At 73.4% G+C, this 14,115-nt stretch carries 10 protein-coding genes; 3 read left to right on the top strand and 7 right to left on the bottom strand.

The window, feature by feature from the left end; all coding sequences use genetic code 11:
• Positions 1 to 11: 11 nt before the first annotated feature.
• From ACZ501_RS14735 to ACZ501_RS14720, 4 genes are all read right to left on the bottom strand, one after another.
• Complete coding sequence (locus ACZ501_RS14735) at positions 12 to 2,909, bottom strand: NHLP bacteriocin export ABC transporter permease/ATPase subunit (RefSeq protein WP_468795411.1); 2,898 nt, start codon at positions 2,907 to 2,909, stop codon at positions 12 to 14.
• A 1-nt stretch (position 2,910) separates the two neighbouring features.
• A complete protein-coding gene (locus tag ACZ501_RS14730) occupies positions 2,911 to 5,028 on the bottom strand; it encodes an NHLP family bacteriocin export ABC transporter peptidase/permease/ATPase subunit (RefSeq protein ID WP_468795528.1) in 2,118 nt (705 codons plus the stop codon).
• A gap of 110 nt (positions 5,029 to 5,138) precedes the next feature.
• Positions 5,139 to 5,945, bottom strand: coding sequence for an HlyD family efflux transporter periplasmic adaptor subunit (locus ACZ501_RS14725; protein ID WP_362461144.1), 807 nt, complete (start codon positions 5,943 to 5,945; stop codon positions 5,139 to 5,141).
• Positions 5,946 to 5,992: 47 nt separating this feature from the next.
• Positions 5,993 to 6,211, bottom strand: coding sequence for a hypothetical protein (locus tag ACZ501_RS14720; protein WP_361605320.1), 219 nt, complete (start codon positions 6,209 to 6,211; stop codon positions 5,993 to 5,995).
• A 611-nt stretch (positions 6,212 to 6,822) separates the two neighbouring features.
• Here ACZ501_RS14720 and ACZ501_RS14715 point away from each other — a divergent pair.
• The gene (locus tag ACZ501_RS14715) at positions 6,823 to 7,911 is read left to right on the top strand and encodes a hypothetical protein (RefSeq protein WP_468795408.1); all 1,089 of its coding nucleotides are present in this window, start codon (positions 6,823 to 6,825) and stop codon (positions 7,909 to 7,911) included.
• 113 nt (positions 7,912 to 8,024) lie between these two features.
• On the opposite strand, the gene ACZ501_RS14710 is transcribed toward ACZ501_RS14715, so the two are convergent.
• Positions 8,025 to 8,429 (bottom strand): VOC family protein, encoded by a 405-nt coding sequence (locus tag ACZ501_RS14710; protein WP_362461131.1) that lies wholly within the window; start codon positions 8,427 to 8,429, stop codon positions 8,025 to 8,027.
• 204 nt (positions 8,430 to 8,633) lie between these two features.
• Between ACZ501_RS14710 and ACZ501_RS14705 the strand changes: the two genes are divergently transcribed.
• Both ACZ501_RS14705 and ACZ501_RS14700 read left to right on the top strand, forming a co-directional pair.
• Positions 8,634 to 10,472: an ABC transporter ATP-binding protein gene (locus ACZ501_RS14705; RefSeq protein WP_468795405.1), complete on the top strand. Its 1,839-nt coding sequence runs from the start codon at positions 8,634 to 8,636 to the stop codon at positions 10,470 to 10,472.
• A 285-nt stretch (positions 10,473 to 10,757) separates the two neighbouring features.
• On the top strand, positions 10,758 to 12,821 hold the full coding sequence (locus ACZ501_RS14700) for a SpoIIE family protein phosphatase (RefSeq protein WP_362461128.1): 2,064 nt from the start codon (positions 10,758 to 10,760) through the stop codon (positions 12,819 to 12,821).
• Positions 12,822 to 12,845: 24 nt separating this feature from the next.
• Here ACZ501_RS14700 and ACZ501_RS14695 read toward each other — a convergent pair whose 3' ends face one another.
• Positions 12,846 to 13,508, bottom strand: coding sequence for a DUF305 domain-containing protein (locus tag ACZ501_RS14695; protein ID WP_468795403.1), 663 nt, complete (start codon positions 13,506 to 13,508; stop codon positions 12,846 to 12,848).
• 68 nt (positions 13,509 to 13,576) lie between these two features.
• A complete protein-coding gene (locus ACZ501_RS14690) occupies positions 13,577 to 14,002 on the bottom strand; it encodes a DUF6153 family protein (RefSeq protein ID WP_468795400.1) in 426 nt (141 codons plus the stop codon).
• Between the last annotated feature and the right edge of the window lie 113 nt (positions 14,003 to 14,115).

Below are 14,115 nucleotides of genomic sequence, written 5' to 3'. Positions count from 1 at the left end.
CCCCGGGCCGGTCAGGTGATCTGGCGGCGGACCAGTTCGTGGAAGGGGCCCGACGGATCGGCGAGGAGGGCGGACGGACGGCCCTGCTGGGTGATGCGGCCCGACGACATGACGATCACCCGGTCCGCGTCCATGACCGTCGAGAGCCGGTGGGCGATGACGACACGGGTGCAGCGCAGGGCGCGGGTGGAGTCGGTCACCACGCGCTGGGCCTCGTTGTCCAGCGCGCTGGTGGCCTCGTCCAGGAAGACGATGCGCGGCTTGCGGATGAGGGCCTGGGCGATCATCAGGCGCTGGCGCTGGCCGCCCGAGACGGTGCCGCCGCCGTCGGACAGCACGGTGTGCATCCCCATCGGCATGGCCCTGATGTCCGCCGCCAGGCCCGCCATCTCCGCGGCCTCCCACGCCTCCTCCAGCGTGTACGTCTCGGCGCCGCTGATGCACTCGAGGATCGACCCGGAGAAGGGCTGGGCGTTCTGCAGGACGACCCCGCACTGGCGGCGGACGGCCGCCTGGTCGAGGGCCGCCAGGTCCTGGCCGTCGTACAGGACGCTGCCGGAGGCCGGCTGGTCGAAGCCGATGAGCAGGCGCAGCAGGGTGGACTTGCCGCAGCCGCTGGCCCCGACGATCGCGACGAACTCGCCCGGCTCGATGCGCAGCGACACGCCGTCGAGGGCCGGCGGGCCGTCGGGGGAGTAGCGGTAGGAGAGGTTCCTCGCCTCGACGGCGCCGCTCAGCTCACCGGGCCGGGTGCTGCCCGCGCGGACCTCCAGGGGTTCCGCGAGGAGCGGCTTGACCTGCTCGTACATCGGCTGCACCGCGGCGGCGGAGAGCAGCGCCCCGGTCAGCTGGGTGACCGAGGACAGCATCATCGTCACGGCGGTGCTGAAGGTGAGGAACTCCCCGGCCGACATGCTGCCCCGGGCCGGGCCGGCCAGCAGCATGAACATCACGAGGGTGCACAGCGGCAGGCAGACCGCGTTGAGCACGGTGATGGCGTTCTTGATCCGGCCGATGCGCTGCTGCAACTCGCGCGTACGGGCGAACTCCTTCGCCCACGCGGCGTACGCGAAGCTCTCCGCCATCGCCACGCGCAGCTTGGGCAGCCCGCGCAGCGTCTGGAACGCCTGGTTGTTGAGCCTGTGCCCGAGCGTGAGCAGCTGCCGCTGGTAGCGCAGCTGCCACAGCCCGAGGCCGAGGAACACCGCGGCGATGGCGATCAGCATGGCGATCGCCACCAGCGCCAGCGGCACGCTGTACGCGAGCAGCAGGACGAGGTTCATCGCGGCGACGGCACCCGCCTGGACGGACAACGAGCCGATGCCGGACAGCGCGCTGCGGATCGCGCTGATGCCCAGGGCCGCGCCGGCCAGTTCACCGGTGGAGCGGCCGGCGAAGAAGCTCACCGGCAGCCGCAGCAGCCGGTCCCACACGGCGGGCTGGAGGGCGGCCTCGACACGGCCCTCCATGCGCAGGACGGAGACGTTCTGCAGCAGCATGAAGGCGGCCGAGACCAGGCTGGTGGCGATGAGCGCGAGAGCGGTCTGCACGATGAGGCTGTCCTCGGCGCGGGGTACGTACTCGCCGAGCACCTTGCCGGTGGCGACGGGTACGAAGGCCCCCAGGCCGACCGCCGCCAGCCCGCCCACGAGCAGGCCGCGCAGCTCCCCGCCGGTGCCGCGCAGGCTGAAGCGCAGCAGCCGAAGCAGGCTCGGCTTCCCCGCGGGCAGCGGGCGGTAGAACATGACGGCCCGCGGTTCGAAGGCGGGCCCGTTGTCCTTGCCGACGCGCTCCCGCGTGCCGCGGGCCGGGTCGACGGCCTCGTAGCCCCCGCGCCGCCACAGCAGGGCCACCGGGGACCCGTCCGCCTGGCGCCGGCCGACCAGCGGCCCGCTGTCCTCCCGCCACCACCGGCCGCCGAGCCGGACCGTACGCGTACGGACCCGCGAGGCGAGTGCGAGGCGCTCGACGGGGTCGGTCGCTCCCGAGCCGGCGCCGGCGCCCGCCGCGCCCTCCTCGCTCAGGGTGACGCCGGCCGCCGCGGCGACCAGGCGGCACACGGCGAACGTCGCGTCGTCGCTCCCGGCGCGCCGCGGGCCCCGGCCCGGGCGGCCGATGGACGCCAGCAGCGTGCGGTCGGCCTGGGTGCGGGCGGCCTCGCCCGCCCGGATCCCGGCCGCCGCCCGGTCCTCATGGGCGCGCTCCAGCTGCTCGATCCACTCGTCCAGGGCGTACAGCAGCCGGTGCTGCTGGTCGACCATGCCCTGCCACAGCGTCCCGTCGAGGAGGAGGACGCCGGCGGTGGCGTACCCCTCGTACGCGGCCCCGTACTGAACGCTGCCCGGGGTGATCGGGATCCACAGGATGTCGTCGTCGGCCCCGCCCCCGGAGGCGGCGTCCCGGCTCTCCAGCGGGGCCTGGAAGAGCACGCGCAGGCCCCGGCCGACGCCGAGCGCGAAGGCGTGCTCGAGGGGGCTCAGCGGCGCGGCGTCGTACGGTGCGCCGTACGGGCCCTGGTCGTACGCCCACGGGTCGGCGTACGGCGTGCGCTGCAGCTCGCGGAGCTCGATGCGGTGCAGCCGGCAGCCGTGCAGGGGGCGGCCCACCAGGGTGTGCCCGGGGCCTTCGGGCGGGCCCAGCAGGAGGGTGCCCGACGCCAGGCGGCCGAGGAAGTGCCAGTGCCCGGCCTGCGCGGCGTCGACGGCGAACAGGTCCAGCTCGCCCTCGACCACGAGCCACAGGACGAGCGGTCCCTCCAGGGACAGGCTGCGCACCCCCGTGCAGTCGACGGCCGCGCCGAGCCCGCCCAGGGCCGCCACCACGGGGTCCTGCGCGATGACGGGCGCCGCAGGGGCCTGCCCGGGGTGGGGGTGGCCCGGGTGGGCGTGGGCCGGGTACGGGGATGCCACGTCAGTGCTCCTTGACCAGTTCGGCGTACGGGCCCCCCGCGGCCAACAGCTGTTCGTGCCGCCCGCGTTCGACGACCGTGCCCCGGTCCAGCACGAGGATCTCGTCGCTGTCGCGCACCGTGCTCAGCCGGTGGGCGATCACCACGCACGCGCAGCCGCGCCGGCGCAGGTTGTCGATGACGGTCTGCTCGGTCGCCGCGTCCAGGGCGCTGGTCACCTCGTCCAGGACCATGACGCTGGGGCGCCGCACCAGGGCCCGGGCGATCTCCAGGCGCTGGCGCTGGCCGCCGGAGAAGTTCCGGCCGTCCTGCTCGACCCGGCTGTGGATGCCGCCGGGGCGCCGCGCGACGACCTCGTACACGGCCGCGTCCTCCAGGGCGGCGATGACGGCCTCGTCCGGGATGGAGGGGTCCCACAGGGCCACGTTGTCGCGGACGGTGCCCTCGAAGAGGAAGACGTCCTGGTCGACGAAGGAGACGGAGGCCGCCAGCGCGCCGCGCGGGATGTCCTCCAGGCGCATGCCGTCGATGCGGATCGTGCCCTCCCAGGGGGTGTACAGGCCGGATATGAGCCGGGAGACGGTGGACTTGCCGCTGCCGGAACCGCCGACGAGCGCGACCTGCCGCCCGGGGCCGACCGAGAGGGAGAAGCCCTGCAGCAGCGGGGCGTCCAGCGGGCTGTAGCCGAACGTGATGCCCTCCAGCTCCACGCGGCCGTGGAGGCGGCGGGTCGCGGACGGGGGCTCGCGGCGGGTGTAGAGCGGGTCGACGGGGAAGTTCTCGACGTCCTTGAGGCGGGCGACGTCGGCGGCGAAGTCCTGGATCCGTCCGGCCACGCCGTTCAGCCGGGTGATCGGCGCGGTGAAGCTCGTCACGAGTGCCTGGAAGGCGACGAGCAGGCCGACCGAGAGGTGTCCCTCCACCGCCCGCAGGCCGCCGATCATCAGGATCAGCGCGCTGTTCAGCGCGGCCAGGGCGGGTGCGACGACCCCCAGCCACGCGCTGGGCGTGCCGAGGCGCTGCTGCACGTCGAGGGTGACGGCGTGCCGGCCGGCCCAGCGGCGGAAGAAGCCGTCCTCGCCGCCGGTCGCCTTCATCGTCTCGATGAGCTGGAGGCCGCTGTACGAGGTGTTGGTGAGCCGGGCGTTCTCCGCGCGCAGCTTCTGGGTTCCGGTGGCCCGTACGCGGATCACGATCCGCATGGCCACGAGGTTGAGCAGCGCGACGCCGATCCCGACGACGGTGAGCTGGGGATCGTACGTCCACAGCAGCACCGCGTAGAGGACGACGACCACCGCGTCCACCCCGGCGGCGGCGAGGTCCCTGGCGAGGGTCTCGGCGACCGCGTCGTTGGACTGCAGGCGCTGGACCAGGTCGGCCGGGTTGCGCTGGGAGAAGAAGGCGACGGGGAGCCTGAGCAGGTGCCGTAGGAAGCGGGCGCTTCCCAGGGTGGAGGAGATGATCCGGCCGCGCAGCAGATTGGCCTGCTGGAGGGCGGTGAGCACGCCCGTCAGCAGCAGGGCGGCCGCCATCGACGCGAAGAGCACGCCCAGCAGGGACGTCTGTTCGCCGATCAGGAACATGTCGATGTACGTACGGCTCAGCGCGGGCACCGCCGCGCCGACGGCCACCAGCAGGAGGCTCGAGAGCACGGCCGCGAGGAGGGTGCCCGAGGTGCCCCGCAGGCGGGCCGGTACGGCGCCCAGGACGCCGGGCTTGCGGCCGGTGCGGCGGAAGCCCGGGCCGGGTTCGAAGGTGAGCACGACGCCGGTGAAGCCGGTGTCGAACTCCTCCATGGGGAGGAAGCGCCGGCCCTTGGCCGGGTCGTTGACGTACACGCCCCGGCGGCCGAAGCGGCGGCCCATGCCCTCGTAGACGACGTAGTGGTTGAACTCCCAGAAGAGGATGGCCGCGGGGCGCACCCCGGCGAGCGCGGCCAGGTCCATCTGCATGCCCTTGGCCGCCAGCCCGTAACCGCGGGCCGCCTTGAGGAGGTTGCTGGCGCGGGAGCCGTCGCGGGAGACCCCGCAGGAGACGCGCAGCTCTTCGAGGGGGACGAAGCGGCCGTGGTGGCCGAGCACCATGGCCAGCGCGGCCGCGCCGCACTCCACGGCTTCCATCTGGAGCACGGTGGGGGTGCGTACGGGCCGGGGCGTGCGGCCCCGAGGGGCGGGCGCGGGACGGCGGCGCGAGGAGCGGCGGCCGGTGTTCCCGCCCCGCTGCGGGGCGGTCACGGCAGCAGCCAGTCGACGGGGCGCTGCGCGGAGAGGTGGACGGCTCCGGTGACCGGGGTCGTGGAGTCGACCGGGTACGGGGGGCCGTCGGAGGAGGACCACCGGTAGCCGGAGGTGGTCGCGGACGAGCGTTCGAGCCGTACGAGCACGGCGACCGGGTCGCCCTGCCGGGTGAAGCGGGCCGCGAGGCGGCTGTCGCCCAGGAAGCCGCCGATCTGGGCAGCCGTCTGGGGCGTGCGGCCGACCGCCTGGACGCGGCCGCGCAGCACCCCGTACCGGGGCTGGGGGACGGACTGGACGGTGAGGTCGACGTGGGCGCCCACGGGGATGGCGGAACCGCTCGGGCCGGAGACGTAGAGCACGGCGGTCAGCGGCTCGGCGGCGTTCTTCACGCGTTCCACCGTCGCGACGTCGGCGCCGGTCGTGACGACCGAACCGGTCTTGGCGACCAGAGTGGTCACCCGTCCGCCGGCGAGCAGCCGCACGACCTGCTCGCCGCGGTCCGTGGCGACGCGGAGCAGGGGGGCGCCGGGGGACAGCAGCTGGCCCTCTTTCGCGAGGGTTTCGACGACCTGTCCCGCATACGGGCTTTGCAGCAGATAACTGCCTTCGGCGTGCGTGAGAATGCCGGGTGCGCTCAACTTGGCGGACACGGTGCCGGCGAATGCCCAGATACTCGCGGCGGCCATGGCGACCACCGTGACGGCCAGGACGAGCCGGCCCTGCGGGCGCGCGAAGCGCACGGGCAGATCGAGTTCTTCGGGCGATTGCAGCGTAGAAAGCGCCTTTTGGCGGAACTGCACGGACTATTCCTTCGGCCTGTTGCTTCGGCGGCACGCGCCGGCCGTACTCAGAGACCGGCCACGCCGACCTGCACGCCGGCGATGCCGGTGACCGCGCCGGGCAGGGCCGTGGCGGCGTGGACGGTGTCCAGGGAGGTCACGGCGCCCAGGACGGTCTGGACGTCGCCGAGGACGGCGCCGGCGAGCCCGCCGGAAATGGCCACACCGCCGGCAATGGCGTCCAGCTCGGTGTCGGCGATCTCGCGGGTCTCGATGTCGTTACGCACGTTTGCGCACCCTTCATTCATCTGAATATTCGTCAATTGACGTGGCCGGAACGCGAAAACGTCCACGACCACTTCCGCGCGGCGGCTCGACCCAAACCAAGCAGTGCTTCCGAGAACCGCGGCGGTGGGCAGATGTAAGCACGCGAACGAGTGGCCATGCCAACCGTGTTGACGCGTCGCGGCCCCCGAGGCGACGATCCGGGCGGCGGACCCCTTCGTTCATTTGCGGGATCGTCGCAACGCCTTCACAAGATCGAGTAACGGATTCAGGCCCTCCGCCATCACCACTGGACATAGCGGAGCATATGACCGCTCAACGGGCGGGATGAAACGGTCATATCGCCGAGCCGGGCGAGACGGAACGCCTCGTCGGTAACGGGTGTGAAGATTTGCCGGAGCGGCACACGGTGACGGAGCGCTCACGGCGGGTGGAGCGAGCGGCGACGGCGCGGGGCTCCCGGTTCTGCCGATTCGGCCACGTGGCGCGAAGGCGGGCGCTAGCGTGAAAGGGCCCGTCCCCCGCCGAGTCCCGTCAGGGACCGTCGGCGTACCCGTGCCCCGATCCTCCCCCCACCCGGTCCACCGTGCTGTGCCCGACCGAAGGGAAGACCATGAGCACCCACACCCCGCCCGCCCCGTACCCCCACCTGCTGCGCTGGCTGAGCGGCGAGACCCCCGACACCGCGAAGACCGTCGTCGAGCTCGCCGGACTGGCGGGCGGTCCGCACTACCAGCGGTTCCTGCTGGACCTGGAGGACGAGCGGGACGCCTTCCACACGGCGCTGCTCGTGGCCTTCCCGCACCTCGACCTGGACAAGCCGGACTTCTCCGCAGTCGCGCACCCGCTGAAGCCCGTTGCCTCCCCGACGCTGAAGACGGCCGGGCCCGTCTGCCTGGCCTCCCTCGCCCTCGGCGAGGCATGGGACGTCTTCAACCGCGCGCACCTGTGGACCGCCCCCGACGGGGTGCTGCGCTACAAGGGCGGCACGGTCTACGGGACGTCCGGGGGCCGCCGCGTGCGGTTCTCCGCCGACGCCGGCGGCCGGCTCTACGTCGCCTCCGCGACGCACCCGCTCAAGCTCTGGATCCGCAAGAACGGCCAGGACGCCACCGTCCAGCACATCTTCACCGTCGTGGCCGACCCGGGCGCAGGCGGCTACACCGCCTTCAGCGCGCAGGGCGACACCGCCTGGGAGGGCTCGCCGGGCGGCCAGTTGACCACCCCTCAGGGGCTGGTTCAGGTGATCACGAAGAGCGGCGCCTTCGGCTCCATCGCCTGGGGCACCCCGTACTGCACGGCCGGCTGGGTCGAGTCCCTGATGCCGACCCTCAGCACCCGGGGCACGATCGCCGTGCCCGGCGGGACGGCGACGATCGGTCAGAACGTCCACTCGGCACAGATCGTGGGCAGCGCCTGGCTCACGGGCGTCCCCAACCTCGACTGCAAGCCGGCCGACATGCCCGCGCAGTGGCGGGCCGACGTGGTCGCCACGCTCTGCCCGCTCGCGGCGAACCACGCCCAGCTGCGGCTGGTCAAGGAGTTCTGCGACATCCTCAAGTCGGCGACGCCGACCCCGTTCGTCGCGGGCGGCACCGACCTGGCGGCCCGCATCACGTACCTCCTGACGCGCCACCCGAACCGCCGGGCGGACCTGGAATCGCTGCCCCGCATCAAGGAGTACTACAAGCAGTGCTTCTGAGCACGCAGAGCCCCCGCGCAGCGACCACGCCGCCGCGCATGCAGTGCGCTCGCTGATTCCGGCCCCAGCCGGTCGGGCGGACGGCTTGGCAGGTCGGGCGCTGCGCGGGGGGTCTACGTCTGGCGTGCCACCGCTTCGAGGACGAACGCGTGGCCCGCCGGGTCGGCGTAGCGGCGCACGGTGGTGCGGCTGCCGGGGGCGGCGCCGTCGTCCTCCGCGGCCACCGGGCGGGCCCCGAGGGAGACCGCCTCGCGCTCGGCCGCGTCGAGGCTCTCCGGGTCGACCAGGATGCTCAGGTGGGCCTGGTGCGAGCCTTCCGGGAGCGGCCAGCTGGGGGGCGCGTGGTGCGGGTCCCGGCGGACGCCGAGCACCACGCCCGCGGAGCCGGTGACGAGGATGAGGTCCCCGTCTCCCGGCGCCGGACCTGCGGTGGCGCCCAGGAGATCGGCGTAGAAGTGTGCGAGCAGCTCGGGCTCGGCGCTGTCGAGGACGAGGACGGTCGTCTTGGGTACGGTCATGCACCCCGTGTGCCCTCTGTCGGCACCCGTACGCGGAGAGTTGCCGGTCGGTGCGAGGGGGTGCAGGCCGTCAGGAGCCTCATGCGCCGTTGCCGTCCGGCTTCCGACGATCGACGGAAATGGGCGGAAAACGCTTGGACGGAGTCAGCGGCCCTGCGGGACACTGCCGTTCCTGTCCTGCCGCTCCAACAGCACAGGGTTGGTATGGGATCTCCTGAAGCACACCGAAATCCGCCGGGCAAGGGTCCGGTACTCCTCGCACTGCGCCACTACGGACGGGAGCTGGTCCGGCTCTGCCGGCTGGCCGTGCCCGCCATGCTGCTCCCGGCGCTGGGCAACATCGGCATCAACTACGTCGCGCCGCTGGTCGTCGCCAAGCTCGTCGGCCGGATCGCCGACGGCGGGAGCGCCGCCACGGGCATCGGCCAAACGCTGCCCTACGTCATCGCGTTCGCCGGCGTCCTGCTGCTGTCCGAGGCGCTGTGGCGCCTCGGGCTGCACTGCCTCAACCGCCTCGACGCCCACGGCGTCGAGCAGCTGTACGTCATCGGCATGGACGAGCTGTTCGCCAAGGACGCGGCGTTCTTCCACGACAACTTCGCCGGATCGCTGACCAAACGCGTCCTGAGCTTCGCCTCCCGCTTCGAGGAGTTCGTGGACACCCTGACCTTCCAGGTCATGGGCAAGCTCGTCCCCCTGGTGTTCGGCTCGGTGGTGCTGTGGCACTACGAACCGCTCCTCGTCGTCGGGCTCCTGACGATGATCGTGCTGACGGGGCTGTGCGCGGCCCCGTTGATCCGCCGCCGCCAGGCGCTCGTGGACCAGCGCGAGGAGGCCCTCGCCCGGGTCTCCGGCCACGTCGCCGACAGCCTGATGAACATGGACACGGTCCGCGCGTTCGCGGCCGAGGAACGCGAGGCCGCCGAACACCGCTCGCGGGTCGCGGAATCACGGCGGCTCATGCTGCGCTCGTGGGACTACGGCAACCTGCGCATCGACACGCTCGTCGCGCCGATGTCCGTACTGACCAACGCGCTCGGCATGTTCGTCGCCGTCGGGCTCGCCGGGGGCGGGCACAGCGTGGAGACGGTCGTCGTCGCCTTCACCTACTACAGCAACGCCACCCGGATCATGTTCGAGTTCAACCAGATCTACCGCCGCCTGGAAAGCTCGATGACGGAGGCCGCGCAGTTCACCTCCCTGCTGCTGACCCCGCCGACCGTCCTCGACCCGAAGGTCCCGGAACCGCTGCGGTCCGGGGGCGCCGACGTGCGCTTCGAAGGGGTGACCTTCGCCCACGGGGGTGCCGAGCCGCTCTTCGAGGGCCTCGACCTGGCCGTGCCCGGCGGGACGAAACTCGGACTCGTCGGCCGGTCCGGCGGGGGCAAGACCACCCTCACCCGGCTGCTGCTGCGGATGACCGACGTGGACGGCGGACGGATCACGGTCGGCGGCCAGGACATCAGCCGGCTGGCCCAGTCCGACCTGCGCGGTCTGATGGCGTACGTGCCCCAGGACCCGGCGATGTTCCACCGCACGCTGCGGGAGAACATCGCCTTCGCCCGGCCCGGCGCCACCGAAGCCCAGATCCGCCGGGCGGCCGAGGCGGCGCACGTCACGGAATTCGCCGACGCGCTGCCGGACGGCTTCGACACCATGGTGGGCGAGCGCGGAGTGAAGCTGTCCGGCGGACAGCGCCAGCGCGTCGCCCTCGCCCGGGCGATCCTGCGCGACGCGCCGATCCTGCTGCTGGACGAGGCCACCAGCGCCCTCGACTCCGAGAGCGAGATCCTCGTCCAGGACGCGCTCTGGCGGCTGATGGAGGGGCGGACGGCGCTCGTGGTGGCGCACCGGCTCAGCACGGTCGCCGGCATGGACCGGCTCGTCGTCCTCGACCGCGGGCGGATCGTGGAGCAGGGCAGCCACCAGGAGCTGCTCGCCGCGGAGGGCGCCTACGCGAAGCTGTGGCAGCACCAGTCGGGCGGCTTCCTCGACGACGTCCCCACCGGGACCGGCACGCGGACGGGGGCCGACCTGCCCTAGAGGTGTCCGCACAGTCCCGCCTGCCCAGCGGGCGGGACCGTGCGGACACCCCCGCCCGAGTGGGCGGGAAGCGGGGGAGGGGGACCCAGATCCAGGGCCCTCCCGTGGTCACCGCCCCCGACGGGCGTGTCGAACGGGCGGACGGGTCGTGCGGCGGTCACGGCCCGTGCTCCGGCTTCGGGAGGCGGTGGTCCGCCGGTCGGCAGACGATGGAGGCGTGCAGGTGTCCGAGGAGTGAGCCCCGTGAACGAACCGTGATGAACGAGCCGCGATGAACGAGCCTTGATGAACGAGCACATCCCGGTCGACGAGCTGATCAGCAACGCCGCACAGGCCGCCGGCGGCTGGCTGGGCGCGCTGCCCGTCGCGCTCGTGGCCACCGGCGGCGACGGGACGATCGTGCGCTGGAACCAGGTCGCGCAGGAGCTGCTCGGCTACACCCCGCCCCAGATGCTCGGCCGCAACATCGCCGACCTGCTGCACCCGGGCTCCGACCGCAGCCTCGGCCGCTCCCTGTGGGAGGCGGCCGCCTCCGGCCGGGGCGTCATGGGCACCGTCACGGCCTGGCACCGCGACGGGCACCCCATCGAGGTGGAGATCTGGGCCTCCCCCGTGTCCGACCGGCAGCACGGCTCGACGGTGCTGGTCTTCGCGGCCGACGCCCACGCGGCCCGCCGCATCCGCGGGTCGTCGGCGGTCTGGGACGGCCTCTTCGCCCGCTCGCCCGTCGGCATCGCCATCCTCGACACGCAGCTGCGGTTCTTGCAGGTCAACGCGGCTCTCGAGGCCATGAACGGGCTCCCGGAGTCGGCGCACGTCGGGCGCCGCCTGGCCGAGCTCCTCCCCGAGGTGAACGCGCTGGAGATGGAGGAGGCCATGCGGCAGGTCCTGGAGACGGGGAAACCGCTCCTCGACCGCCGCCGCGTCGGACGGACGCCCTCGGAGCCGGACCACGACCGCGTGTGGTCGTGCTCCTACGTCCGGGTGGAGGACCCCGCCCACATGCCGATCGGGGTGATCGCCTCCCTCGTCGACATCACCGATCAGCAGCGCGACCACGTCGAAGCCGAAGCCGGCCGGCGCCGGCTGGCCCTGCTCAGCGAGGCCAGCATGCGCGTCGGCTCCAGCCTGGACCTGGAGCGCACCGCGCAGGAACTCGCGGACCTCGCCGTCCCGCGCCTCGCCGACGCCGTCACCGTCGACGTCCTCGACGCGCTGGCCCGCGGCGACGAACCCGGCATGGGGCTCACCGGCGGCGTCGACCTGCGCAGGCTCGGCCGGGCGCCGCTGTCCGGATCCCGGCTGACCGACATCCTCGCGCCCCTCGGCCGCACGCTGACCTTCCCCCCGAACGCCCCCTACACCCAGGCCCTCGCCGCCCGGCAGCCCTTCCTGATCGCCCGCCTGGACGAACAGACCGTGGCCCCCGCCGCCCGGCACACCACCAAACCCGCGCAGCTGCTCACGGTGGGAGTGCACTCCTTCGTGATGGCCCCCCTCGTGGCCCGGGAATCCGTACTCGGCCTCGCCACCTTCTACCGCACCCGCCCGGTGGGGCCCTTCACCGCCGAGGACGTCACCCTCGCCGGCGAACTCGCCGCCCGCGCCGCCCTCAGCATCGACAACGCCCGGCTGTACCACCGCGAGCACGAGACCGCCGTCATCCTCCAGCGCAGCATGCTCCCGCAGCACATCACCCCGCCGCCCGGCATCGAGGTCAGCCACCGCTACCTGCCCGCGAGCGACGTCAACGAGGTCGGCGGCGACTGGTACGACGTCCTCGCCCTGTCCGGCGGCAAGGCGGCCCTGCTGATCGGCGACGTGATGGGCCACGGGATCGCCGCCGCCGCGGTCATGGGCCGGCTCTCCGCCTCCGTACGGTCCCTCTCTCGGCTGGACCTGTCGCCCGTACAGCTGCTGCACCAGCTGGAGGCCGCGCTCGCCGACCTCGCCGAACCGATGCTCGCCACCTTCCTCTACGTCGTCTGCGACCCGGCCGCGGGACGCTGCACCGTCACCCGCGCCGGGCACCCGCCGCCCGCCCTCGCGCTCCCCGACGGCACCGTCCGGCTCCTGGACACCCCGCCCGGGGTCCCGCTGGGCGTCGGCGGCATCGCGTTCACCCCCGTCGAGGTCGAGGTGCCGCCGGGCAGCCTCCTCGTGCTGTACACCGACGGACTCATCGAGGCCCGGGGCAGCGACCTCGACGAGCGCCTGGCCGAGCTGATGCAGCTGCTCGCGGACCCGCAGCGCCAGCTCGACCACCTGTGCGACTCGCTGATCACCCACCTCGTCCCGGCGGCGGCCGACGACGACATCGCCCTGATGGTCGCGCGGGTCGGCGGCTGACTTCGGCCCGCGCGGCCGACCGGGTCAGTTCCTGCCGAGGAGCCCGTTCATCCGGGTGATCTCGGCGCTCTGCGAGCCGACGATGGCGGCGGCCATGTCCTTGGCGGGCTGGTACCTGCCGTCGGACTGCTCCGTCCTGGCCATGGCCACGGCACCCTCGTGGTGCTTGACCATCAGCTCGAGGAACGCGGTGTCGAAGGCCTTCCCGGAGGCCTTCGCCAGCTGCTCCATCTCCTCGCCGGTCATCATCCCGGACATCGGGTGGCCGCTGTGCCCGCCGTGCCCGGAGTCCGCGGCGGGAACCTGCTCGCCCCAGGAGGACAGCCACCCGGACAGGGTCGTGATCTCCGGGTCCTGGGCCTTCCTGATCTCCTCGGCCAGTGCCTTGACCTCGGACGATGCGGCGCGGGTGGCGGCGAGGGCGGCCATCTCGACCGCCTGCCGGTGGTGCGGGACCATCCCCTGGGCGAAGGCGGTGTCGGCGGCGTTGTGCGCGGCCCGGGAGGTGTCGCCGGAGGGTCCGGCCGACGCGGAGGCGGGGGCGGACGCCGTGCTGCCGGCGCCGTGGCCGTCGTGCGCCGTGTCGCCGGCGCCGTCCTTCGCACCGCAGGCGGCGAGGACGAGGGCGGCGGTGGCGGTGGCGGCCAGCGCGGTGGTGCGGCGGATCAGGGAACGGTTGACGGTCATGAGGGTGCTTCTCCTGTGCTGGGGGCGTACGGGTGGGCTCGCCGGCGGGAGCGCCGGCCGAAGCCGCCCTATACGCGCAGGAGTTGCAGTTCGCTGAGGGAGGGAGGCGCACGCCCGCACGCCGCGGCCCCGGGAACGATGCCGTGCGGGGCCCCGTCCGCGGCGGGGACCGGGCCGGGCGCGGCCGCCGGCGCGTGCAGGACCGGGGCACCGCTGGTGCCGGATGCCGCACAGGTGGGGTCGGCGTGCTGGGCGTGCCCCCCGCCGGGCGCGTCGGGTACCGGGGCGCCGGCGTGGGCGCAGTCGCAGGGGTCGGCCGCCGGGTGCCCGGCTGCGGCGGCGTGGGCCGCCGCGTGCGCGGCGGCCGGCGGGACGGCTCCCGGGCCGAGGCCGTGCATGGCCACGAGTCCCGCGAGCACGGCCAGGACGAGGAGCAGCCGTGCGGGCGGCGCGGCGGGCCTCCCCGCGCGTCCGGCCCGCGTACTCGTCCTCATGGCGGCATCGTAGGCGACCCCGGACCGGTACTCCAAAGGGGTAGGGGGTATGCGCCGGGCCGGTCCACTCGGACGGGCCCGTGGCCCACGGTCCTGAGAGCCGCCGGCGATAC

The sequence above is a fragment of the Streptomyces sp. NPDC034085 genome (assembly GCF_055575555.1).
This window is presented reverse-complemented; position numbering and strand designations above follow the sequence as displayed.